20 protein-coding genes are annotated in these 25,564 nt (G+C 31.6%); 6 read left to right on the forward strand and 14 right to left on the reverse strand.

Translation table 11 applies throughout. The annotated features are described in order from the left end of the window. Positions 1 to 764: 764 nt before the first annotated feature. Positions 765 to 2,939: a DNA mismatch repair protein MutS gene (locus CW733_RS04985; RefSeq protein WP_100996153.1), complete on the forward strand. Its 2,175-nt coding sequence runs from the start codon at positions 765 to 767 to the stop codon at positions 2,937 to 2,939. Between the two features lie 17 nt (positions 2,940 to 2,956). Next, the gene (locus CW733_RS04990; RefSeq protein WP_157811540.1) at positions 2,957 to 3,151 is read left to right on the forward strand and encodes a hypothetical protein; all 195 of its coding nucleotides are present in this window, start codon (positions 2,957 to 2,959) and stop codon (positions 3,149 to 3,151) included. A 974-nt stretch (positions 3,152 to 4,125) separates the two neighbouring features. Here CW733_RS04990 and CW733_RS04995 read toward each other — a convergent pair. Continuing rightward, on the reverse strand, positions 4,126 to 4,434 hold the full coding sequence (locus CW733_RS04995; RefSeq protein WP_100996155.1) for a GIY-YIG nuclease family protein: 309 nt from the start codon (positions 4,432 to 4,434) through the stop codon (positions 4,126 to 4,128). A gap of 514 nt (positions 4,435 to 4,948) precedes the next feature. Between CW733_RS04995 and CW733_RS05000 the strand changes: the two genes are divergently transcribed. Beyond that, the gene (locus CW733_RS05000; protein WP_100996156.1) at positions 4,949 to 5,755 is read left to right on the forward strand and encodes an alpha/beta hydrolase; all 807 of its coding nucleotides are present in this window, start codon (positions 4,949 to 4,951) and stop codon (positions 5,753 to 5,755) included. 138 nt (positions 5,756 to 5,893) lie between these two features. Next, positions 5,894 to 6,325: a thiol-disulfide oxidoreductase DCC family protein gene (locus tag CW733_RS05005; RefSeq protein WP_232730421.1), complete on the forward strand. Its 432-nt coding sequence runs from the start codon at positions 5,894 to 5,896 to the stop codon at positions 6,323 to 6,325. Positions 6,326 to 6,453: 128 nt separating this feature from the next. Here CW733_RS05005 and CW733_RS05010 read toward each other — a convergent pair whose 3' ends face one another. From CW733_RS05010 to aroC, 8 genes are all read right to left on the reverse strand, one after another. After that, entirely contained in the window at positions 6,454 to 6,696 is a 243-nt protein-coding gene (locus tag CW733_RS05010; RefSeq protein ID WP_100996158.1) for a hypothetical protein, read from the reverse strand. Between the two features lie 420 nt (positions 6,697 to 7,116). Beyond that, positions 7,117 to 8,955: a CPBP family intramembrane glutamic endopeptidase gene (locus CW733_RS05015; protein WP_100996159.1), complete on the reverse strand. Its 1,839-nt coding sequence runs from the start codon at positions 8,953 to 8,955 to the stop codon at positions 7,117 to 7,119. 47 nt (positions 8,956 to 9,002) lie between these two features. Further along, entirely contained in the window at positions 9,003 to 9,338 is a 336-nt protein-coding gene (locus CW733_RS05020) for a hypothetical protein (protein WP_100996160.1), read from the reverse strand. A gap of 3 nt (positions 9,339 to 9,341) precedes the next feature. Continuing rightward, positions 9,342 to 10,172, reverse strand: coding sequence for a sulfurtransferase (locus CW733_RS05025; protein WP_100996161.1), 831 nt, complete (start codon positions 10,170 to 10,172; stop codon positions 9,342 to 9,344). A 30-nt stretch (positions 10,173 to 10,202) separates the two neighbouring features. Further along, positions 10,203 to 11,510 carry a dicarboxylate/amino acid:cation symporter gene (locus tag CW733_RS05030; protein ID WP_100996162.1) on the reverse strand — a complete coding sequence of 436 codons (1,308 nt, stop codon included), beginning with the start codon at positions 11,508 to 11,510 and terminating at the stop codon, positions 10,203 to 10,205. A gap of 41 nt (positions 11,511 to 11,551) precedes the next feature. Further along, a complete protein-coding gene (locus tag CW733_RS05035) occupies positions 11,552 to 12,118 on the reverse strand; it encodes a hypothetical protein (RefSeq protein WP_100996163.1) in 567 nt (188 codons plus the stop codon). Between the two features lies 1 nt (position 12,119). Continuing rightward, positions 12,120 to 12,380 carry a hypothetical protein gene (locus CW733_RS05040; RefSeq protein ID WP_100996164.1) on the reverse strand — a complete coding sequence of 87 codons (261 nt, stop codon included), beginning with the start codon at positions 12,378 to 12,380 and terminating at the stop codon, positions 12,120 to 12,122. 44 nt (positions 12,381 to 12,424) lie between these two features. Then, positions 12,425 to 13,483 carry a chorismate synthase gene (aroC, locus tag CW733_RS05045; protein ID WP_100996165.1) on the reverse strand — a complete coding sequence of 353 codons (1,059 nt, stop codon included), beginning with the start codon at positions 13,481 to 13,483 and terminating at the stop codon, positions 12,425 to 12,427. A 117-nt stretch (positions 13,484 to 13,600) separates the two neighbouring features. Between aroC and CW733_RS05050 the strand changes: the two genes are divergently transcribed. After that, entirely contained in the window at positions 13,601 to 14,461 is an 861-nt protein-coding gene (locus tag CW733_RS05050; protein ID WP_100996166.1) for a hypothetical protein, read from the forward strand. 53 nt (positions 14,462 to 14,514) lie between these two features. On the opposite strand, the gene CW733_RS05055 is transcribed toward CW733_RS05050, so the two are convergent. Then, positions 14,515 to 17,349, reverse strand: coding sequence for an FAD-binding and (Fe-S)-binding domain-containing protein (locus tag CW733_RS05055; RefSeq protein WP_100998682.1), 2,835 nt, complete (start codon positions 17,347 to 17,349; stop codon positions 14,515 to 14,517). A 187-nt stretch (positions 17,350 to 17,536) separates the two neighbouring features. Between CW733_RS05055 and CW733_RS05060 the strand changes: the two genes are divergently transcribed. Then, positions 17,537 to 18,022 carry a hypothetical protein gene (locus CW733_RS05060; protein WP_100996167.1) on the forward strand — a complete coding sequence of 162 codons (486 nt, stop codon included), beginning with the start codon at positions 17,537 to 17,539 and terminating at the stop codon, positions 18,020 to 18,022. A 163-nt stretch (positions 18,023 to 18,185) separates the two neighbouring features. Here CW733_RS05060 and CW733_RS05065 read toward each other — a convergent pair whose 3' ends face one another. From CW733_RS05065 to CW733_RS05080, 4 genes are all read right to left on the reverse strand, one after another. Beyond that, complete coding sequence (locus CW733_RS05065) at positions 18,186 to 19,589, reverse strand: Gfo/Idh/MocA family protein (protein WP_100996168.1); 1,404 nt, start codon at positions 19,587 to 19,589, stop codon at positions 18,186 to 18,188. Positions 19,590 to 19,670: 81 nt separating this feature from the next. Then, entirely contained in the window at positions 19,671 to 20,816 is a 1,146-nt protein-coding gene (bshA, locus tag CW733_RS05070) for an N-acetyl-alpha-D-glucosaminyl L-malate synthase BshA (RefSeq protein WP_100996169.1), read from the reverse strand. Between the two features lie 161 nt (positions 20,817 to 20,977). Continuing rightward, positions 20,978 to 23,941 (reverse strand): glycoside hydrolase family 3 N-terminal domain-containing protein, encoded by a 2,964-nt coding sequence (locus CW733_RS05075; protein ID WP_100996170.1) that lies wholly within the window; start codon positions 23,939 to 23,941, stop codon positions 20,978 to 20,980. A 119-nt stretch (positions 23,942 to 24,060) separates the two neighbouring features. Beyond that, positions 24,061 to 25,488 carry a DUF3570 domain-containing protein gene (locus tag CW733_RS05080; protein ID WP_100996171.1) on the reverse strand — a complete coding sequence of 476 codons (1,428 nt, stop codon included), beginning with the start codon at positions 25,486 to 25,488 and terminating at the stop codon, positions 24,061 to 24,063. Positions 25,489 to 25,564: the final 76 nt, after the last annotated feature.

Raw genomic sequence — 25,564 nt, forward strand, 5'->3', positions numbered from 1 at the left:
AATAGGGAAAGTTTAAAAGATTGAACACAATTGTTAAGCCTCAAGATTTGTAAAGCACAAAAAAACAGAAGATTTAACTTCTGTTTTTAAAAATAATTAAATAAAGACGACTAATTCTAATAATTAATTAAATTGATTTTTATTTTTTAAATAGTAATTACACATTTATTAATTTTTAGACTTTTTAAGTAGTAACTCTCAACTCCATATTTTAAATGATGAAGAGATTGTAGACTTCAATAGTTCTACATTAATAATACCGAATTCGCTTAGGTTTTCTAATATTTTTATTTGTAGAATTTATGCCTTCCGCAGTACAGTTATAAGCCGAAAAAGTATTACTAATACTAAATAATTAAATGTAGTTTTAAGACAAAATGAATTAATATATTATTTCATTTTGCTATTAATTTTAATCTGTTTGAACTTAATTATTTAAAATTAAGAAATAAACAAAGTGTTTTATTTATTGGTTAATCAGATTGGTTTACCAGATATATAAAATAACAATTGCAATCTTGGTTGTTTTTTAACAAATAAAATTCCAAATATATAATTTATTAGCCTTAAAAACAGATTTTTACAAGTTTATAGTGCTATTGATTAGGAATAGAAAAATATGTTTTTGTAAAAAAAGGAATGGTAAAAACAATAAATACTAGCATAGTTATATAATTAAACATATGTAAAATCTATTTATTAACTTTGTTCTGCTAAGAAAAAAGAACCTATAAAGAGATTTCCATTTCCATGGAAACTAAAAGATGATAAACATTCACAAAAAAACATTACAGGACTTAGAATTCGCAACGGTTTTAGAGCAAGTTAGCGAATACTGCGTTACTAATTTAGGTAATAAAAAAGCCTTAACAATAGAGCCCTTTCAAGACAAGGAAACATTACTTAATGCGTTACAATTAACCAATGAGTATGTGTCTTCGTACGATAATGGTAACCGCATACCAAACCATGGCTTCGATGCTATTACCAAAGAATTACAATTACTACGCATAGAAAACACCTATTTAGAAACGCATAGTTTAAAAAAAATTATTTCTATTTCTATTACAGCAAACGAGATTGTAAAGTTTCTAAACAAGTTCGAAGAATATTACCCAAACCTAAAACACTTCTCGCATCGTATTGAAGTTACTACTGCCATTATAGAGAAAATAGACAGTATTGTGGATCGTTTTGGAGATGTAAAAGATAGTGCCTCTGCTCTACTCTCTGAGATTAGACAAACCATGAATAAGCTAAAAGGTAAAATTAACTCTAGTTTTACTTCGGCTTTAAACCAATACCATAATTTAGATTATTTAGATGATATTAGAGAATCTGTAGTCGAAAACAAACGTGTACTAGCTGTAAAAGCTATGTACAGACGTAAGGTTAAAGGTGCAATAATGGGTGGAAGTAAAACTGGTAGTATAGTTTACATAGAGCCAGAAACCACTTTACAACACACACGAGAACTTAATAATTTAGAATACGAAGAAGGCGAAGAAGTTGTACGTATTTTAAAAGAAGTGACTAATTTTTTACGCGACTTTTTACCGTTAATAGAACACTACCAAAGCTTTTTAATAGATATAGATATTATTGCTGCTAAAGCAAAATATGCTAAATCTATGAATGGTATTTTACCAGAAATTAGCGACAAAAAGGAATTGTTTTTACGTGAGGCCTACCATCCTATCCTCTATTTAAACAATGTTGCGAAGAAAGAAAAAACCTTTCCGCAAACCATAGAACTTAACCAAGAGAGTCGCATAATTGTTATTTCTGGACCAAATGCTGGTGGAAAAAGTATCACCTTAAAAACGGTTGGCTTACTGCAGTTAATGATACAAAGTGGTATGCTTATTCCTGTTCACGAACGTAGTGTTGTTACTGTTTTCGACCGTATATTAACAGATATTGGAGATAACCAATCTATAGAAAACCATTTAAGTACTTACAGTTACCGCTTAAAACAGATGAATTACTTTTTAAAGAAAGTAAATAAAAACACCTTGTTTTTAATTGATGAATTTGGAACAGGATCTGATCCAGAACTTGGTGGTGCTTTAGCCGAAACTTTTTTAGAAGAGTTTTACGCCAGAAATGCTTTTGGTATTATTACCACGCATTATGCAAACCTAAAAATGTTAGCCAACGAGAAAGAAGAAATGATAAACGCGAACATGATGTTCGATGAGCGCACGTTAGAACCTATGTACAAATTGGCATTAGGTCAAGCAGGTTCTTCGTTTACATTTGAAGTGGCACAAAAAAACGGAATACCTTATAGTTTAATTAACAGGTCTAAGAAGAAGATAGAACGCTCTAAAGTACGTTTTGATGCAACTATTGCTAAGCTTCAAAAACAACGTGCAAAGCTTGAGAAAACAAGCGAATCTTTAAAAGTAAACGAAAAGAAAAAACAAACTGAAGCCGATAAGCTTGAAGAGATAAATGCTAAGGTGCAAAAGAAACTTGAGAACTACCAGGAATTATACGATAGTAATCAGCGTTTAATTTACTTAGGACAAAAGGTAAACGATATTTCGGAGAAGTTTTTTAACGATAAAAAGAAAAAAGAGTTGATGGGAGAGTTATTCCGTTTGGTTCAAATTGAAAATTCTAAGCGTAAAAAAGTAACCGTAAAACAGGCTAAAGCCGAAAAAATAAAAGTAACACAAGTAAAACAAGAAGCAGAAAAGACTGTTGAAGTTATACGTAAGAAAAAGAAAGAAGCAAAAGCTAAAGCGAAACTAATACCAGAAAAACCAAAGCATATTCTTAAAATTGGAGATCGCGTGCGCATGGAAGATGGTCGTGCTGTTGGTACTATAGATAAGCTTGAAAAAAAGAAAGCTGTTGTTAATTACGGTATGTTTACTACTAATGTAAATGTGGATTTACTGGAGCTTGTTGAGGCTGTTAAGAAGAAGTAGGTTGTTATTGTGGTTTGGTGTTTTTTTTTAAGACTATCGTTCCTGCGAATACTATCACTTCTAAAAACACTGTCATTCCTGCGAATGCTGTTATCGCTATGAATACTGTCATTCCTGCAAAGGCAGGAATCCATAAAGAACACCACAACAAAACAAAGTGGATTCTTGCTTCCGCAGGAATCACAAACCTAGGTATTGTAGTTAATATTTAATTTTCAAAATGATAATTTATTTAACAAGGTTGTAAAACAGTAACTTGTTTAAATAGCATAATAAAACAGACTAATCAAAGCACTAAATACTGTCATTCTTGCAAAGGCAGGAATCCATAAAGAACACCACAACAAACAAAGTGGATTCCTGCCTCCGCAGGAATGACAAACCGAAGAATTATACTTAATTCTCAGTTTTCAAAATGATAATTTATTTAACAAGGGTGTAAAATAGTATTTGTTTTATAGCATAATAAAACAGACTAATCAAACTACCGAAGTCTGTCATTCCTGCGAAGGCAGGAATCCATTAAGAACATCACAACAAACAAAGTGGATTCCTGCCTCCGCAGGAATGACAAACCTAGGTATTGTAGTTAATATTTAATTTTCAAAATGGTAATTTACTTAACAAGGGTGTAAAATAGTATTTGTTTAAATAGCATAATAAAACAGATTAATCAAAGTACTAAATACTGTCATTCCTGCAAAGGCAGGAATCCATTAAGAACACTACAACAAACAAAGTGGATTCCTGCCTCCGCAGGAATGACAAACCGAAGAATTATACTTAATTCTCAGTTTTCAAAATGATAATTTATTTAACAAGGGTGTAAAATAGTATTTGTTTTATAGCATAATAAAACAGATTAATCAAAGTACTAAATACTGTCATTCCTGCAAAGGCAGGAATCCATTAAGAACACTACAACAAACAAAGTGGATTCCTGCCTCCGCAGGAATGACAAACCGAAGAATTATACTTAATTCTCAGTTTTCAAAATGATAATTTATTTAACAAGGGTGTAAAATAGTATTTGTTTTATAGCATAATAAAACAGACTAATCAAACTACCGAAGCCTGTCATTCCTGCGAAGGCAGGAATCCATTAAGAACACCACAACAAAACAAAGTGGATTCTTGCTTCCGTAGGATTGACAAACCTACTTACCACCTTGTTAAAACGAATTTATTACTTGTAAGCATCCCAATCTTCTGCTAAATCACTCCAATTTGGATTGTCTTCTTGAATCAATTTAATTTTCCAGTCACGTTTCCATTTTTTCATGTTCTTTTCTCTCTTTATAGCATCATTTACATACTGGAAAGTTTCAAAATAAATAAGCTTTTTCAAATCGTAACGTTTAGAAAAACCTTCAACTAATTTATTTTTATGTTCAAAGAGTCTACGTTCTAAATTATTTGTGACACCAATGTAAAGAGTACCGTTAAACTTATTAGAAAGAATGTATAAATAATATTGATGTTGTGTTTTGAACATAAGGGTATTACTAAGATACGTAATTTATAGTACTCAAGTGGATTCTTGCCTTCGCAGGAATGACAAACCGAAGAATTATACTTAATATTCAATTTCCAAAATGGTAATTTACTTAACAAGGCTGCAAAATAGTACTTGTTTTGTAGCATAATAAAACAAACTAATCATAGTACTTACTGAATACTGTCATTTCCTGCGCAGGCAGGAATCCATAAAAACATCACAACAAACAAAGTGGATTCCTGCCTTCGCAGAAATGACAAACCGGAGAATTAGACTTAGCCTTCTGTTTTCAAAAAGGTAATTTATTTAACAAAGATGCAAAATAGTAGCTTGTTTTAATGGCATAACAAAACAGACTAATCAAAGTACCGAGAAGCCTGTCATTCCTGCGAAGGCAGGAATCCACAATAAAACCAATACACATTTTAACTCCTAACTTCTTGGAAATGATAAAAAGAGCGTTTTACTTAAACTAATTTTATTAGTATATTTAATTCTTAAAACTGAAATCATGAAAAACACTTTTTGCATAATACTACTGTCTTTAATCGTTACAGGATGCATTGAAACTACAACAGTACAAGATGTAATACCAAATCATGATACTTTTACTATAGAATCTAGTGAAGTTGCAGAGGCAAGAGTTATTACTGTTTGGAAGCCTGCAGACTACTTTAAGACCACAGATTCACTTCCTGTTATTTACATGTTAGATGGTGGTGTTAAAGAGGACTTTCCGCATATTGCAAATACAATTTCCAAGCTTGTTGAAAGCAAAAGTATTCCTCCAATAATTCTTGTAGGAATAGAAAACACAGAGCGAAGAAGAGATTTAACTGGAGCGTCTCAAATAAAAGAAGATGAAGGCATTGCGCCTTTAACAGATGGCGCTTCAAGATTTAGAAAATTTGTAAGTGATGAGTTGTTTCTTGAAATAAACAAGCGTTATAGGACAACAGATTATAAAGGAGTAATTGGGGAATCTGTAGCAGGATTATTTGTTGTAGAAACGTTGTTATTAAAGCCAGAGATGTTTAATTTTTATATAGCTATGGATCCATCGTTATGGTGGAATAATGCACTAATAACAAAAACGTCTAAAGATTATTTATCTCAATTTCCTGAAACTAAACAGAAGTTTTGGTTTGCAGGTTCTAATGCAGAAGATATTTCAATTTATACCAATCGTTTGGCAAAAACCTTAGAAACAAATGCTCCAAGTACACTTACTTGGACCTACTCAGACGAGCCAAACGAAAAGCATAACACCATTTTTAGAGCCACAAAAGAGAAGGCCTTAATTTGGGCTTTAAATTAGATAAAAATAATTGTCGTCATGGCTAGGAACGAAGCAATATCATGATGTTAGTTATTGATATTATGAGATTGCCACATCATAAAAACTCCTCGCAATGACTTGCAATACTGTTTTCTAAATTCGTATTTTTGTAGTGTGATAGAACAATTGCCAAAACATAAAAAACTAATCCTATTCGATGGTGTTTGCAACCTTTGCAGCGCATCTGTACAATACGCGATTACACATGATAAAAACAATGTTTTTATGTTTGCGGCTTTGCAAAGTGATGTTGGTGAGCAAGTAATCAATCATTTTAAAATTGATGCTTCAAAAACGGACTCTATCCTACTCTATTCTCCAGAAAAAGACTCATTAAAAATTAAATCTTCGGCTGCTTTACATGTTGCTAAAGGTTTAGGTTTCCCTAGGAATTTATTATCTGTATTTTTAATAGTTCCGCCTTTTATACGTAATTGGGTTTACGATTTTATAGCCAAGAATCGTTATAAATGGTATGGTAAGAAAGAAAGTTGCTGGATTCCTACTCCAGAATTAAAGGCTAAATTTATTGGTAAAATAAACACATAACCAAACACCTACTACCTTTTATTATTCCTTTCGAGCTTAAAAGAATGCTTAAACTAGGCATAAAAAAAAGCCTGAAAATAATTTCAGGCTTTTTAGCACTTTTATTTAGATTGGATAATTAAATAATATTAGCACATTTTAGGTTTTTGCTTTTTAGAAGCAATTAACTTTAAATAAACTGCTTTGTTGTAATTTTCAATGTCAATTTCTTCCATTGTCTTAATGCCTTTTACACTTATAACAACAGTGTTTTCAGCTTCTAATGTATTAGATGTTTCAGTTTTTACTTCTTTAATTTCGAGGGGCTGATTTTCTTGAGCCGAAGCAAAAGAAACAAAAAAAAGTAAAAGTAATGTTGTTAGTAATTTCATTGTTTAGGTAATTAAGTAGGTTTAACACTGCTAAGATATAATGGATTACTGACTATCAATTAAATAATCGGTAAACTACCTAAGTATTTGATTTGCGTACTTTTTATACAATTATCATCGACTAAATACACGGTTTTATTCCCTAAATAGAATATGGCATTCACTCAATGAAAGCTGCGCTTCGCTCATTTTAGTTATAAAAAACGTGTTTATAGCGCTAACTTTATAACTGTTGAGATGCTTAGAGTCTCAAAGCATAATACAATTAGTTTACCTTAATTCCTGTGAATTAAGAATGAGTACGCTCTTTTAAGGTTTTTAGTCTAGACTTTAGAAGCTTCAGTTATATCAAGAAGTTGTTTGACATAATGGTAACTGAAAGGAATGTATTAGCTTTGAGACTTTTTTATAATAATCTATTTAATTAGCATAAAACAAAGCTACAGTAACCACAAAATTATTTACCATATGAAAAACGATACCTGTAGATAAACCATTAGTTCTTTTAACAAAATAACCTGTTACCAAACCAAAAACAAAGTAAAATATAAATAAGTTTAAATTGAAGTGAGCTAATGCAAATAATGAAGCTTGTAGAACGTTTGCTACTCTATAACCTAGATGTTTTTCGGTTGATGTGAATATGATACCTCTAAAAATAATTTCTTCATAAAACGGAACTATCACAGCTACTACTAAAACGGTAATATATATGCCGTATTCGTTTAATAGTGCTTGAATTTCTTCTTTTGCGCTTAATGATGAAATAAATTCTGCTACATCAGTAATGTCTACAAATGTACCAAGAATTCTAAGTACAATATTATTAAATATTAAAAATAGAATACTTAATCCTATGGTTTGCCTTAATGAGTTATTGGTTCTAAAAACAAATTGTAATCGCTTTTTGTTGAGCAATACTAAAGTAAAAAATAACAATAAACCACAGAATAGTAGTTGTGCATTAGCTAAAACAAGATCTGTTTCTTCTGCTATTTCGCTAGAATAATCGACAATATCGAAATAATAATTTAGTTCTTCTTGATAATTAAATACTACAATTAAAAGAAACAACGTAAGCATGTAAAAAAAGTTCATTAGCCAGAAATGCCTTAAAGTCCAATCTCCAGGAAGCTTCACCGCTTCTTTTACTTTTTTAAAATTAAAGTAATTACTAAGACTATAAATAGGTAACACCCATAAATAAGGAATAGCTAGTAAAATGAGCACAAATAAAACTAAAACAAATAGATGTGAAATCTCACCGATAGACCAATAGTAACTTGGTGCTTTAAAGGCTAAACGCAGTCGTTTTATACCAAAGTAATCATCGTAATAACTTTCTTTGTACATACGTCTTAACGAGCGTATGGCTACTTCTGGATCCGAATATTCTAAATCATGATTAGCAAGCCTTTGCAAATTATTAGTCTTATTCCAAGTTGCAATAGTGTCGCTAACTATGTACGTTCTTGCTTGACTATAATCTTCTTTTTGCTTAAAAATTTTATAAAGACTCTCATTTATAGAAAATGTAGAATCGTTTTCTTTAATACGATCGTAAAGTTTTAAAGCTTCGGCATCTTCATTTAAAGAAATTAGTAGTTCGCCTTTAGTATTTAAAACCCAATTAGGTTGTTCAGCATCTAAGTTTTTAAGTATACTTTCTCTAGCCTTGTCTTCATTTTCTAATCGTAAATACGCATTGGTTTTTAAAATTGACAAATCTAATGTGTCGTTATACTTTTCGGCTAACTCAGCATGTTTAATTGACTTGTAGTCATCATCTTCTGTATAAAAACCTGAACTAATTTCGAATAGCGCAGAAGTGTCTTCCGCATCCCAATCAATGGTATTACTTTCATATAAACCTATGGTTTTTTCAATTAAAGGCTCTCTTTCTTCACCATAAGTATACTCTAATTTATAGAGTATAACTTTAGGGTTTTCTGGATATTTTTCAGCTAAATTAGTGACACAATCGAAGGTTTCATCGTACTTTAAATTATAGTCTTCATACTCATCATAATAGGCACTACCAATAAATTTACATTTATAGATTTGTACACTTATATCGTTGGGATGCAACTTAATGTAAGCATCATACTTATTTAAAATAACATTGTAACGATCCTCTTTTGAATTGGTTAGCGTCTTTGCAAAATCTTTATGACTATTCTTATCATTAACCTTTATATTTTGCGCTGTAGAACACCAGAAAGAACATAAACAAAAAAATAGTATTATAAATCTAGCCATGTATTTATTTCAAACGCTTCACTATAGAATAGAAGTTTTTTATAAAATTATTCTTTTAGTATTTTTCGTAGAAACATTAGTGTAGATTCTTCCATTCTATCTGCTTCTCCATCTGCATAGAGTAATAATTTAATATCTGCAAAAAGCTCTGCATAATCATCACCAAAATAATCGTGTGCTTTTACACCTTCAATTATGTTTTGAATGCACTGGTAGTCGTTATTTTTATCGAATTCTTTGTGAATTGAAGCAAAGGTTTTCTTATCAACTTTTGTAAGAATAAAATCTTTCTCTTCTTTACTTTCGTGTAAATCTGCATTGGCAACATATAAAAGTATATATGCTACTAATTCGTTTTTTGACCAATTTTGAGGGTTGTCCATAATTTATGCTATTGTTAAACTTCCATATTCTGTCCACGAGCCATCGTAGACACTATTATTATAACCAGCAACAGTTGCAGCTAATGCTAGAACTGAAGCCGTAATTCCAGAACCACATGAAAACACCAAATGCTGATCTTTTTTTGCGAGGTTCTTAAAAACGGTTTGTAATTCTTTTTTTGGTTTCAATTTATTTTCATCTAAAACCTTATTAAAAGGCAAGTTAGATGAAGATGGTATTATACCACTTCTTAATCCTACTCTAGGTTCTGCAACAATACAATTAAAACGATCACTAGATCTTGCGTCAATAATTTTGTAATTATCGTCTTTAGATATGGCTTCTAAAGATTCAAAATACACAACGTTGTTAGGTTTGTATATTGCTTTAAAGTTTCCTTTTTTATGCGAATGATTAGTCGCTTTATCTTCTAAAGAAAAGTCTTTTGCCTTCCACTCTGGTAAACCTCCATCTAAAACAGCAACGTTATTAAAGCCAAAGGTTTTAAATAACCACCATGCTCTAGCGCTAGAGTAAATACCATGGTCGTCGTAAATAACAATTATTGAATCGTTATTTACACCTAATGCTTGTACATTTTTTTCAAATTGTTCTGCTGAAGGAATCGTATTTGGAAATGATGAATTTGCAATACTAAACTTCTTTTTTATATCGAAAAACTGACTACCAGGAATTTTAGAATTTGATAAAGCTGAAATATCACCAACTACTTTAGAAATTGTTGCATCGAACACTAGTATGTTTTCATCTTGTAAATGATTGTTTAACCATGTTACTGAAACTATATTTTCTAATGCATTTATTTTCGACATAATATTTAAAAATAGATTGGTGCTATTGGTTTATTTTACAGCTTCATAATTATCGTCCCAGTCTTTTACATTTGGCTCTCCTAATTTGTCTACAGATTTAGCAACTACCATAGAAACTGCAGCATCTCCTGTAACATTAATTACGGTTCTACACATATCTAAAGGCCTGTCTACTGCGAAAATTAAAGCTAATCCAGCTTCAGGAATTCCTGCATAACCTAAAACACCAACAAGCATAACCATTCCTGCTCCAGGAACAGCAGCACTACCAATAGAGGCTAATGTTGCGGTTGCAATAATTCCTAATTGTGTACTAATATCTAATTCCATACCAAAGGCTTGTGCAATAAATACTGCAGCAACAGCTTGGTATAAACTTGTTCCATCCATATTTATAGTGGCTCCAATTGGTAATACAAAACTTGAAACCTCCTCTTCTACTCCTAAATGTTCTGTTACACGTTCCATTGTAACAGGTAAAGTTGCTGCACTACTACTTGTAGAGAACGCTAAAAGTTGAGCAGGAGAAATACCATTTAAAAAGAATTTAGGCGATTTTTTTGTGTAGAGCTTAACTATTAATATATAGATAACAATCATTAATGCTAAACCTAAAACAACTGTAAAAGCATACCAACCAAGCGCTTTAAATAAATCTATACTAGGCGACTCGACGACTATTGCTGCTAATAAAGCGAATACACCATAAGGAGCTGCGAGCATAATGATATCTACCATTTTTAAGATAACTTCATTAAAACCATCAAAAAACTTTTTTACTGTTTCTCCTTTTTCTTCTGGGATAAGTATTAAACTAATACCAAAAAACATAGCAAAAAAGATAATTTGTAACATGTTTCTATTGCTTGTAGCTGCTGCAAAAATATTTTCTGGTACTAAATCTTCTAAAGCTTGTAATGGTCCAGAGTCTTTTTGGTTTTTTGCTTCATCTTTATATTTAATTGTACTACCACTGTAATTTTCTACCATTTCTGTTCTCGTTTCTTCAGAAATAGATTTACCCGGATTTACAATATTTACTAATAGAAGTCCAATAGAAACAGCAATTACAGTAGTCATAATGTAGATCCCTATAGTTCTTCCTCCCATTTTTGAAAGTTTAGAAATATCTCTTAAATCTGAAACACCTTTAATTAGTGCAGCTAGAATTAATGGAATGGCAATCATTTTTAAACATTTAATAAATATTTTACCAAATGGCTTAATCCAATCTTGTACTAATTCTTTTCCGCCATCAAAATTGGTCATTATAAGTCCTAATAAGACCCCAAAGACCATTCCTAATAGTATTTTCCAGTGTAGTGCTAGTTTTTTCATATGCATTCCTCGAGAAAGCGAGGGTCTTATTTATGGTTTAGTTAGTTTTTTCTTCCTATTATTTTATGTCTCCAAACTTCATAAAGATAACAATCTACATGAGATTCTTCTGGATTATTTATTGGTAACGCTTCACAGATTTGTTTAGCTCTATCATATTGGGAAACTAAACCATAAGTATTTAAGTCGTTTGGTAGAAATGTTTCATCAAAACCGCCACAGTTTGTTAAAGCACTTGTGTTTCCTCCAATTTCTATTAAGTCGTAACCTATAAAATTATAATCATTATTTAAGTCGGCTTTTTCTTTACGAGGTTCTTTTATTATTGCTAATAAATTAAAGCGTTCTAAATGGTCTACTTTACTAAGTACATAGTTTAAACTATTGAAATAGAACATAACCATGTTGTGGTCTGTTATAAAATGATTCCATTCTTCTGCAGAATCTAAATCTAGAGCAAATGCTAAACTATTTAAATTACCGTCTAAAGAAACTAATTCCTCTAAATGCTTTAATTCTGACCATTCAATATACTCATTCCAGCTAAAGCCTTCTTTATTCTCTGAATCGTAAGTGTTTAAGGCAGTATAGTATATATCTTGTTTCATTTTAAAAAAATAAAGATATGATAATAATTGAAATCATTAAATATGAAGTATAACTATAAGTTCTAGCTATTGAGGATTCTTTCTGTTTTCTTTCAAGACCATACTTCTCAAACCGTTCTTCTTCAATTTCATTAAACCTGTCTGTATTTTCAATATCCCAAGTGCCATGTTTTCTATAAGGAAAAAATAAAAATGATAACCACTCAGAACTTGTTAATGGTTCCAGTTTTCGTTTACTAGTATTTTGCTCTTCTAAATTCAAATTCTATACTTCATTTTATGAGATTCCTACTTTCGCAGGAATTTTTAATACATTTTATTCAGCAAATAGAAATCGGCTAAAACCAATGCTGCCATTGCTTCAACAATAGGCACAGCTCTAGGTACAACGCAAGGATCATGACGCCCTTTACCTAGCATCTCTACTATATTTCCATCTTTATCTATAGTATCTTGTTTTTGCATTATTGTTGCAACTGGCTTAAAAGCTACTCGAAAATAGATATCCATTCCGTTGCTTATTCCGCCTTGAATACCACCAGAAAGATTGGTTTTGGTTGTTCCATCGCTATTATACAAATCGTTGTGTTCGCTACCTTTCATTTTTGCACCACAAAATCCGCTACCATACTCAAAACCTTTTACAGCATTAATAGAAAGCATGGCTTTACCTAAATCTGCATGTAATTTATCGAAAACAGGTTCGCCTAAGCCAACTGGTACATTTTTTATTACACAAGTAACTGTTCCACCAATTGTATCGCCTTCTTTACGTATTTCTTTAACGCGAGCAATCATCTTATCTGCAATAGCTTGGTCTGGACAACGAATAATATTAGATTCAATTTTAGAAAAATCTAAATCTTGATATGGTTTATCTATAAAAATATCTCCAACCGAAGACGTAAATGCATTAATTTTAATATCCTTTAAAACTTGTTTTGCAATTGCTCCAGCTACAACTCTACTTGCTGTTTCTCTTGCAGAGCTTCGTCCACCACCACGATAATCGCGATGACCATATTTTTTGTCGTACACATAATCTGCATGACTTGGTCTATAAGAATCTTTAATATGTGAGTAATCGTTAGATTTCTGATTTGCGTTTTCAATTACAAAGCCAATTGGAGTTCCAGTAGTTTTACCTTCAAAAATTCCAGATAGAAATTTTACTTCGTCTGGCTCTTTACGTTGTGTAACAATTGAAGACTGACCTGGTTTACGTCTATTCATTTCATTTTGAATAGCATCAAAATCTAAAGTGATATTTGGAGGGCAACCATCTATAACGCCTCCAATAGCAACTCCATGAGACTCGCCAAAAGTTGTGAGATTGAATAATTTTCCGAAGGAATTTCCTGCCATATAAGTTTTATTTATGCTAATGTAAAAGTTATATTACAGAAACAAAAATTGTATACTGCTTTATTGGTTATTCTTTTTGAGACTATTACATTTGCAAAAAAAAACAAAACATTGATTATGAAAGTATTAAAAAAAATTACTTTAATTTTTTTAGGATTGGTAATATTTGCATGTAGTACCGATGATGATGGTGGAACAGCTACTCTAACTCAATCGGAACCTCTTACTGGAGATTATTTCCCTAATGCATTAAGCAATTTATGGATTTATAATGTAGTAAACACTAATCCTGAAGATGCTACTTTAGATTTTACAGAAGTTGAATCATTAACTATTAGTTCTTCTACTGGAAGTAATTATACTTTATCGGCTAATAATACGCCTGCTTTAGGTACTATGAATGGCTTTTTAGTAAATGGTACTTTAACAAGTACAGATGATACTTTAATATATAATGGATCTATAAGTACTCCTGATGTAATTTCGGAGTTATTTAATACATCAATTTCTCTAGACAATGTACTATTATACAGTTTAAATGCTGATGATAATGAAGAGTTATCTACCAAATCTGGTACTATAACTCAAGATTTAGATTTAAACGGTACTATTGTGCCATTAACTTTAAACTATTCTTTTTCTACAACAAAATTAGCCAGTAGTAATAGCCTTACATTAGATGGTGAGACTTTTAGTGATGTCATTAAATCTAATTTAAGATTAAATGTAGACGTTACTGTTACTATAAACGCATTTGGACAGCAATTAAATATAAGTGTGTTAGATTCTCAAGATATAATGTCTATAGATTATTATTTTGCTAAAGACAAAGGTCTTATTAAAGCAAATGCAACACAAGGTTACGAGATTAGTAGTTCTTTTGTTATGCTTTTAGAGGGACAAAATATTGATATAGGTATACCAACTACTGCAAGTAGTACTAACAATCAAGAAATTGATAGTTATATTTTAAACTAGTAAAAATATTTTACTTTTAATAAAAATCACCTAATCTTAATTAGGTGATTTTTTTATTTTAAAGCAGCCTTTAAAACACTTACAGGATGTAGCGCTACTCTATTTGTTCCATCTTTTATTTGATGCCTACAACTCGTGCCATTTGCAGAAATAGCAATATTAATATCAGCTTTACGAATAGCAGGAAATAAGGTTTGCTCTCCAACCTGCATACTCACTTTGTAATGTTCTTTTTCGTAACCAAAACTTCCAGCCATACCACAGCAACCACTAGGTATAATAGTTACTTTATAGTTTTTTGGTAAATTTAAAACATTAAAACTATGTATTTGATTGCTTTGTGCTTTCTGGTGGCAATGCCCATGAAACTTAATTACTTTTTCTTCGGAAGTAAATTGTGATGGTTTTATGTTACCAATAGAAATTTCATTACTTAAGAATTCTTCAATTAGAAATGTGTTTTTTGCTATTGCTTTAGCTGAAGCTTTGTCTTCTGCTAGTTTTATGTATTCATCTCTAAAAGTTAAAATGGCTGAAGGTTCAATACCCAAAAGTGGTGTATAATCCGAAATCAGGTTTTTAAAAAGAGTAACATTAGCATTAGCTACTTTTTTAGCTTGCTCTAACAATCCCTTAGATATAAAAGCACGACCAGATTCATTGTTTTTAACAAGCTTAACTTCGTAATTTAAGGCTTGTAAAAGCGTAACAGTGTCTACTCCTATTGAAGTGTCTAAATAGTTAGTAAATTCATCATTAAACAAATAAACAGTTTTAATAAATTTATTTTTAACTATTTCTTTTTTAATTAATTGAAATTCTTTATATAAACTTTTACTTGATATTAAAGGCAAACTTCTTTCACTAGCAATCCCCAATGTTTTTTTTATAATTTTTGATGTAAAACCATTAGAAAACATAAAGTTTGTAAGACTTGGAAATGGGCTTCCAATAGTATTTAATTTATTATTATATGCAAATAGTTTTGTTCTTAAACTTGTACCATTTGTTTTTTGATATTGGTACTGAAATTCCGCTTTTAAAGTCGCCACATCTACACTACTTGGGCATTCACTAGCGCAAGCTTTACAGCTCAAACATAAATCGAAAACTTCTTTTAATTCCTCATGATCAAATTTATTAGCTTTTTCAGAGTTTGTTAAATATTCGCGTAATACGTTTGCTCTTGCTCTCGTTGTATCTTTCTCGTCTCTTGTGGCACGATAACTTGGACACATAGTACCACCAAATTCAGGAAGCTTTCTACAATCTCCAGAACCATTGCATTTTTCTGCTTCTCTAAGAATGCCTTGCGATGCAGAGAAATCTAATAATGTTTCTATTTCAGGTTCTTCTCTATCTATTTGATAGCGTAAGTTTTTATCCATTGGAAAAGCATCTACAATTTTTCCAGGATTAAAAATATTTCCAGGATCGAAAGTAGATTTTATTCGTTTTAATAATTGATAATTAGTATCACCAATCATATATTTTATAAATTCTGCTCTCACAATACCATCACCATGTTCGCCACTAAAAGAGCCTTTATATTTTTTTACTAATGTAGCAACATCAGTCGTTATCTTTCTAAATAGTACGGCATCTTCGGCTTTTTTAAGGTTCAAAATTGGTCTTAAATGTAGCTCTCCTGCTCCAGCATGCGCGTAATACACAGCATCTTGCTTATAGCTTTCCATTAATAAAGTGAATTCTGAAATGTAATTAGCTAAATCTGGAAGTGCAACTGCTGTATCTTCTATACAAGCAACCGCTTTTTTATCTCCAATAATATTTCCAAGCAAACCTAGACCAGCTTTTCGTAGTTCATTAGCTTTATGTATTTCTTCCTTTTTTAAGCTAATATTAGCATAACTTAATCCTGTGTTCTCAAGTGTTTTAATAAGTTCGTTTGCTTGCAATTGTACAGCGTTCAAGCTTTCAGCTTTCACTTCGCACATTAAAATAGCTTCAGGATCTCCTTGAATAAATTGTCTATTTTCTGTTTGTGTTTTATTGTTTTTTGTACAATCTAAAATGGTTTTATCCATCATTTCACAAGTAAACAAATTGTGTTGCATTACTGGCTCTACAGCTTTTAAACAATCGTTAATTGAATTAAAATGTGCAGCAACCATTATGCTTTGGATTGGAGGTAGCTTATCTAGTTTTAAAGTAATTTCTGTTGTAAAAGCGAGAGTTCCTTCGCTTCCTGTAAGGAGTTTACAAAGGTTAAAAGCTTCAGTAGTATTAATAAGCTCATCTATTGCATAGCCCGTATTTCTTCTATGTATTTCTGGTTTTGGAAAGCTATTTATTATTTCGTTTTGAGTGGCTTCCGAAGATAATTCTGAAACAATTGTTTTATATATCTCGCCTTCTAAAGTGTTTAACTCTGTTTTATTTTGAAGAGTTTCTTGGGTTAATTCTGCAAAAACGGCTTCACTTCCATCGCTTAAAATGGTTTTTAGTTCAATTACTTTATCTCGTGTTACTCCATATCTAATAGAGGTTGTTCCAGAGGAGTTATTACCTACCATTCCACCAATCATGCAACGATTTGAAGTTGAAGTGTTTGGGCCAAAAAACAAACCAAAAGGTTTTAAGTAATTATTAAGTTCATCTCTAACCACTCCAGGCTGTACTGTAACTGTTTGGGCTGTTTCATTAATATTTAGAATCTTTGTAAAATACTTAGACACATCAACCACAATGCCAGTTCCAACACATTGTCCTGCTAAAGAAGTACCTGCAGTTCTTGGTATTAAAGATGTTTTATTTTTAGACGCAAAAGCGACTAGTTTTTTTATATCACTAATAGACTTTGGGAAAGCTACAGCCAATGGCAACATTCTGTAAACCGAAGCATCTGTAGCATAAAGCCGTTTCATTAAATCGCTAAAGTGCAGTTCGCCTTCAAGGTTTTTCGCTAAGCTATATAAGGTTGGTTTTTTTATTTCCACTGTATTCCAAATTTAAGACATCTTAACAATTATTAACTAAATATTAGCGTTATTCTTTTAACATAATCAAATGTTAATTGTTAAATTAGATTTAATTTAAAAACTTAAAAAAAAGATGAAAAAAATACTTTTATTAGCAATAGCTATTCTAGGATTTAGCTACGCTGCAACTGCTCAGGAAATTTCTGAAAATGCTATTGGATTACGAATTGGAGATAATGATGGATTTGGTGGCGAAATTTCGTACCAACGCGCTTTAGGGGAAAACAACCGTTTAGAGGTTGACCTTGGTATTAGATCGGGTAGTAATTACGATGGTTTTAAACTAGCAGGACTTTACCAATGGGTTTGGGTATTAGATGGTGATTTTAATTGGTATGCTGGAGTTGGTGGTGGTTTAGGTAATTATAGTTATGAATTGCCTTCTCCAACAAAAGATGAAAGCGAAACCTTTTTATTTGCAGCAGGAAATATTGGTGTTGAGTATAATTTCGATATTCCATTAATGCTGTCTTTAGACGCTAGGCCAGAGCTTGGTTTTGGAGACTTTAGAGACGATCTAGATTTCGATATTGCATTAGGTATTAGATATCAATTCTAAATAAATATAAAATTATAGTATTAAAAAAGCCATTTCAATAGTATTGAAATGGCTTTTTTATTTGGTATAATGTTTTGTTTTCTTTTACTATTAAAATAATTTATAATTATGAAACAAATACTAAAGTCTGTTATACCAGAGATTAAAATTTTAAAAAAATTAATTACAGAATATCTCTTAATACTTCTGCTTTTCGTTTGGTAGCCCAAGTTCCACCTGTAAAATCTGGAATTTTTATGCTTGCACTTTGATTGGCTACAGATAATTCTGATAAAGGTGTTATTGCGCTCCACATTACACTATCGTACAAATTAATATCTAAAGGCAAACCTTGATTTAAGCAACGAATTAACCTATAAATCATTACAAAATCCATTCCTCCATGACCAACTGCATTTGCATCTATTTGCTCTTTTAATTTTTTCCAAAGTGGATGATCGTATTTTTCACGATACGTTTTATAATCGTCATCCTTTAACCAACCATGAGACCATTGCAAATCGTCGTGACCAACATACAAACGTGATGGATAGCCTTGATGCACTGCTTTTGTTCCGGTAATTGTATTTAAACGCGTATAAGGTCTTCCAGTGTGTGTATCGAACTGTAACATAATGGTTTTTCCTTTTTTAGTTTTAATTAGTGTTGTATTCATGTCACCACATGCAAATTCCTGAGCTCTAAAATTTATTTTTTTTGCAGCAGTACTCAAACTTTGTTCTCGAGAACTCATACTTACTAAATGATCGTAATTATCTCCTCTTCCAATATCCATATACATACTTACTGGGCCTAATCCATGACCTGTATAAAGGTTTGCATTTGTAGTTTCATGGTGTTTAATTCGCCATTGGTCTTCATAATACGTTTCGTCCATCATATGCTTACGTAAATCGTGAATATAGGCACCTTCTGCATGATTTACGTCTCCAAAAACACCTTGATCTATCATATTTAGCACCCAAAGCTCCTCTCCATTAAAGCAGCAATTCTCCATGTACATGCAATGTTGTTTTGTGCGTTCTGCAACTTCTATAAGTTTCCAGCAATCTTTTAAAGTCATTGCCATTGGTTGCTCGCAAGCAACATGTTTACCATGTTCCATTCCAAAAACAGACATTTCTGTATGGTATTCCCAAGGTGTTGCAATGAGGATTAAATCGATATCGTCTCGCTTGGCAAGGTTTTTCCAATCGTCTTTATCTTTAAAATATAAAGCTGCTTCTTTATCTTGTATGGTTTTTAGATATTCTTGATTTTTTTGAAGCTTTTTTTCGCTGATATCAGAGAGTGCAACAATTTCAGCATAATTATTTCTAATTAAATATTCAAACATTTGAATTAGTACACTACCTCTATTTCCCATGCCAATAATACCTACACGAACTTTGCTAATAGCTTCTGTAGTTAAGTTTACTGCTGTACCCAGTACTTTTTCAGATTTTAATAGTTCTTCAAGTATTTGTTTTTCAGATTTTTTATCGTTTGCGCATGCTATTAAAGATGGAGTAACACCTAAAAACAAGCCTGCTCTTGCAGTAAGGTTAAGGAAGGATTTTCTGTTCATAATATGTTGGTTAATTAGAACAGAAAGTTATAAAATATTAAACTAAAAAAGAATACTATTTATATTTTATTATGGTATTTGTTATAGCTTCTGCGTAAATAAGCAGTTTTTCAACGTGTCTTCATAGATAGCTTCATATTGTGGCACTATGTTATGAATGTCAAACTTTTTAGCTTGTGCCTTGGCATTTTGCTTCAATTTAGCCAAGAGTTTTTCATCTTTTAAAAGCATAATTGCATTTTTACTCATTTCTGCAACATCACCAACATTACTTAAGTAACCAGAAAAACCATCTTCGTTTACTTCTGGAATACCACCTGTATTACTAGAAATTACTGGAACACCAGATGCCATTGCTTCTAATGCCGAAAGACCAAAACTTTCAGTCTCACTTGGCAATAAAAACAAGTCGCTAAAACACAAAATTCTATCTATTTCATTACTATTACCAAAGAATACAACTTTATCTGTAATGCCTAATTTTCTGCACAATCTTTCTGCTGGCTCGCGCTCTGGTCCTTCGCCAACCATCATTAGTTTTGCTGGTAATTCTTTCTGTACGTTATAAAAAATATTAATAATATCTGGAATGCGTTTTACTTCTCTAAAATTACTAATGTGAGTAATAATTTTTTCATCATCATTTGCCATCATTGCGCGTTGGCAATCTGTAAAACCATGATTAAATTTATTTAAATCTATAAAATTTGTAACTACGTTTATTTCCTTTTTAATATCAAACAAACGTAAAGTGTCGTCTTTTAAACTCTGTGAAACTGCTGTAACTGCATCAGATTTATTGATACTAAATGTAACTGCAGGTTTATAAAATGGATGGCTACCTACTAAAGTAATATCTGTACCATGAAGTGTTGTTACTATTGGTACATATATATTTTCTTCTAACAACATTTTCTGCGCCATATAGGCTGCATAAGCATGCGGAATAGCATAATGTACATGCAAAATTTCTATACCATGAAGCTTGACCATATCTACCAATTTACTTGATAAAGCCAATTCGTAGGGTTGATAATGGAATAAAGGATATTCAGGAACATTAACTTCGTGATAATGGATATTGTCGCCTAAAAGTTCTAACCGAACAGGTTGATTATAAGTTATAAAATGAATGGTATGACCACGCTTAGAAAGCTCTAGACCTAATTCTGTTGCTACTACTCCACTTCCTCCAAATGTTGGATAACAAACAATTCCTATTTTCATTTAATTAGTTTTAAGTGTCTAAAGTTTTAAGTATTTAAAGTTTATTACTTATGCTTAAAACAGAAAGATTTAATTTTTGGTTAATTGATTAGTAGTTAAAATGAAGAATACTTACATATCATTTCTACTTTATAATTCTAAATACTATTACTTTTATGTGCTTATCGTATAATAGCCTCATAAATAGCTTCTTGAATATTGGTTCTAATGTCTGCACGTAGCAACATATTTTTTCCTTTTGAAGATGGATATGTTCTATTTGCCATAAAAACATATACTAATTCTTCATCAGGATCTGCCCAAGTGTAAGTTCCTGTAAATCCTGAATGACCAAAACTCGTCATAGAAACACAACCACAAGTTGGTCCAGACTCACCAAGTTGCGGCTTATCGAAACCAATACCTCTTCTCACCTTGTTTTCGCAAAAATAACAGGTATTGAACTTATCTATTGTTTCTGGTTTTAAATACCTAACACCTCCATAATAGCCTTTTTGCAAATACATTTGCATAATTTTTGCTACGTCATTTGCATTACTAAAAACGCCTGCATGTCCACCAACACCACCTTGCATTGCTGCTCCCATATCATGAACATAACCTTGCACTTTTTGAAAACGATAATAATCATCCTCTTCGGCTGGAGCAATACGCGTGTTACTAATTGTTTTATATGGATTATAAATAGTGTTATTTGCACCTAAAGATTTATAAAAATGATCTTGAACCAATTCGTTTAAAGGCTTGTTATAGTGTCCTTCAATATATTGTTTAAGAATGTAATAAGGCAAATCGCTATAACGATAACGCAAACGTGAAAGCAAGTCTGTTTCTTTAATTATCTTCGGAATAGAATCTTGGTAATCCTCTCGCATGTATAGGTTATTCGCTATTTTAATATTAAATTTCTCTGTTGACGTTTTACGGTAATACTTAGTTGAAGGTTGTTTTGTAACAGTATCTAATGTGGCATAATAAAAAGGAATCCAAGGTTTTAATTGTGCATAATGCGACAACATTTTCTTAAATGTAATATTCTTTTTATTCGATTTTTTATAATATGGAATAGCTTCTGAAAGTTTTGTGTCTAGTGATACAATACCTTGTTCCTCCATTTCCATAAATAATGGCAAAGTGGCTAGAATTTTTGTTAATGACGCAACATCGTAAATATCGTCTCCTCTAACTTCTTGGGCATTTTTACTGTAAGTGTGTTTTCCAAAGTTTTTATTGTAGACTATCTTTCCTTTTCTTGCTACTATAAGCTGAATTCCTGGAGTCATTCCCGCATTTACTGCATGATTTGCAATAGAATCTATCTTTTTTAAACGATAAGAACTTAAACCTACACGTTCTGGAATACTATAACCTAAACGCTCTAAAGAGTTTGTTTGCTTACCATCACCAACTTTAAAATAGGGTCCAGCTGAAACTGGCAAACATCCTTTTGCTGCTAATGCTCCAAATATAATTTCGGCTGATGTTTCTTGTGCAATTTCGCTATTTTGGTAACTAACTACTACACTTTCGATATTTGTTACTGTTTGTAAATCTAACAAAGCGTAAGGTTTTGCAAACACATCTAAAATTACTGTGTTTGTTCGTGCAATCTCGTATAACCAAGTGAGTTCTTTATCTGAAAACTTATAAGATTTCCACGGATTGTCATTCGATTTATGAAAACCAACTATAACTGTATTGTAATTTTGAAGCTTTGCTATTAAGTTGCTTAAATTATCTGCTTTAATTTCATGTACTTGAGCGTATTTTTTTAAAGTATTTAAAAATGGTTTCCCATCGTCATCACCTAATTGCACGTAAGCTATTTTTTTAGTTTCTAAATGACGTAATGGTAGTAAATTTGAACTATCACGAGCAATTGTAATGGCTTGCTCCATTAGCCTTTCGTATAACATATCATCATGTAAACGGTTTAAATCGTTACTAAGGTTGAATGTAGAAATCGGTTTATAATTGCTTAAACCAACTTTGTATTTTGCCTGCAATAATTTTTTAACAGACAGCGCTAAACGCTCTTCTGTAATTAAGCCTTTGTTATAGGCTTTTTCAAGTTTTGCAATACCAGATTCGGGATCAACAGACATTAACATAATATCGTTTCCTGCAAGGAAAGCTGCTAAATCTATATTACCAACCGTATCTGTAGAACCTTCTGTAACACCATCTAAACCTTCAAATTGATAATCTGCAGCACCTTTCATTGTTAAAGCATCTGTAAAAATAAGACCTTTAAAACCTAACTTTTCTTTTAAAATGTTAGTCACAATATTTTTTGAAATCGATGATGGGTAATCTTGTCGAGGCTCTAAGCTAGGAATGTTTAAATGCGCAACCATTACACTCGACAATCCTTCTTTAATTAATGTTTTATAAGGATATAACTCTACAGAGTCTATACGTTTTGCATCGAAAGCTACTGTTGGTAGCATTAAATGCGAATCGGATTCTGTATCTCCATGACCAGGGAAATGTTTAGCATTTGCTAACACTCCTGCACTTTGCATACCTTTCATAAAAGCGGCTGCTTTTTCGGTAACATTATCTCTGTCTTCTCCAAAAGAACGGTTTCCAATAATAGGATTGTTTGGGTTTGTATTAATGTCTACAACTGGTGCAAAATTAAAATGAACACCTAATCGTTTACAATGCTCTCCTAATTGTCTTCCTGTTTGCTCTATTAAGTAGTTGTCTTTTACAGCACCAAGCGTCATATTCCAAGGAAAAGAATACGTAGAATCTAAACGCATACTTAATCCCCATTCAGCATCCATACCTATAAGTAAAGGTGTTTTTGAAGCAGCTTGTAATTCGTTATTTAGTTTGGCTTGTCTATAAGGTCCACCTTTTGAGTAAATGATACCTCCAATTTTATTATTATTAATTAAATCAAGAACTTTAGCTTTTTCTGCTTCAGTTTGACTAGAAAAAACCTGCACCATATATAATTGTGCAATTTTCTCGTTTAATGTTAATGAATTATAGACGCTATCTACCCATTTTTTTTGTCCTTCGACATCTTTTGCTAACAAGGGATTGCTAGTTTTTTGAGCGTGGATAGCTGATGTTATAAGGGATAAAGTAAATAATAGGATTAATTTGCGCATAAAATTTTAAGTATTGGAGTTGCTATAATATTATACAACTAAAAACTATGCCAAGTTATTATTTTTCGGACTCTTATTAAAGATTTTATAATAGATTTATGAAGGATTTTTTAACATTTCTAATCCATGACAAATTTGAAACCGAGACCGAAGTAATTTGCACTTAAACCTGTATCGCGTTGATAGTTATTGTATCTAAAATCGATACTTTTTAATCCTAATTTCCAAATATGAGCACTACTAAAGATATCTGTATAGCTTATCCCAAATCCATATTGGTTGGCACTAAATTTAGATAAATCGTAATCAGAAGTATAATATAGATCAGTAGACAAATGTTCATCATATGGAGCAAAATAATCTGCTTCGGTTTGATTATAATACCTGTATGAAGGATATAGTGTGAATTTAGAAGAAATTTTTATTGGGACTTCTATACTAGCTGTGTTTGATCTTATTCCCCAATCATCAAAATAATATCTGTAATACGTTCTTACAGTAAACACTTCATTTAAATAATAATTTAATCTAAAACCAATTGGGATTTTTAACCTATTATCTGGAAGACGTTCTATATCATCAGCCAAATGAAAGACATCAGTATTGCTTGAATTTGTATAATTAGATATACTTGAAGCATTTCCAATATAATAATTTTCAACATCTCCAAAATAGACACGTTGTAATGGGTTTGCTAGCCAACCTTGCTGCCTTACAAAGTCTGCAAAAATAGAAATTTGTGCGTTTTTACTTAAAATTTGAGAAAAGCTTAATGATAAAGAATATGAATTACGGCCTTTATCTGAAATAGACTGGTAGTTTGTTGGATTCCAAGCTGTAGATGTATTTCCGTTTTGATCTATAATTGTTATACCATTAAAAAAACCTTGATTTAAATTACCGTTTGTATCTTCAAAAGCTTTTAATTCTGTTGGATAAATAGGTCTCCACGTATCTAAATATACTTTTCCACTAATGCCAAATATTGTATTTTTTTCATTAAAAAGCTTGGTTAAACCACCACCAAATCCAATAGAACTATAATCATATTCTGTAGCAAAAGATACATCTGCATTCCATATTGTATTTCTGTCGTTAGAACTGTGTGAGTAATCAGCATTTACACTTCCCCAAACATCAGAAGCTGAAGCACCTGATGATGCTACCCAAGGACTACCAATTACATCACCTGGAGCTTGTACTTTGTCGTCGTCATCTTCTCCATTTCCCGAAGCACCAGATATATCAAAAGGATTCCCATTACTTGAGGAAGCAGATGTATAAGCAGAAAAACCAGCATCAACTGTTAGCACATCGTCATCATTCATAGGCATACTAACAACTATGGTTCCTGTTAAATCTGTTAACTCTTCAGTACCAATTCCTCCAGTAACCGAAGCATTATTACCATCTTGAGAATAATAACTGGTTAAAAAATCGACTTCAGTAGTTTCTAACACTCGTTTTTTATACACTAAGGTCGAATCTTGTTGTGCAGCAATGCTTCCGAAGGAAAAAAGAAGGATTATTGGTATTATGTTTTTCATATGTAATTTTTAAAATGAAATAATAAGATTCTGCTATACAGCAGGATAAGTTCTACTTATGGTTTTTTTATAAAAA

Source organism: Lacinutrix sp. Bg11-31 (assembly GCF_002831665.1).
Lineage (GTDB): Bacteria > Bacteroidota > Bacteroidia > Flavobacteriales > Flavobacteriaceae > Lacinutrix.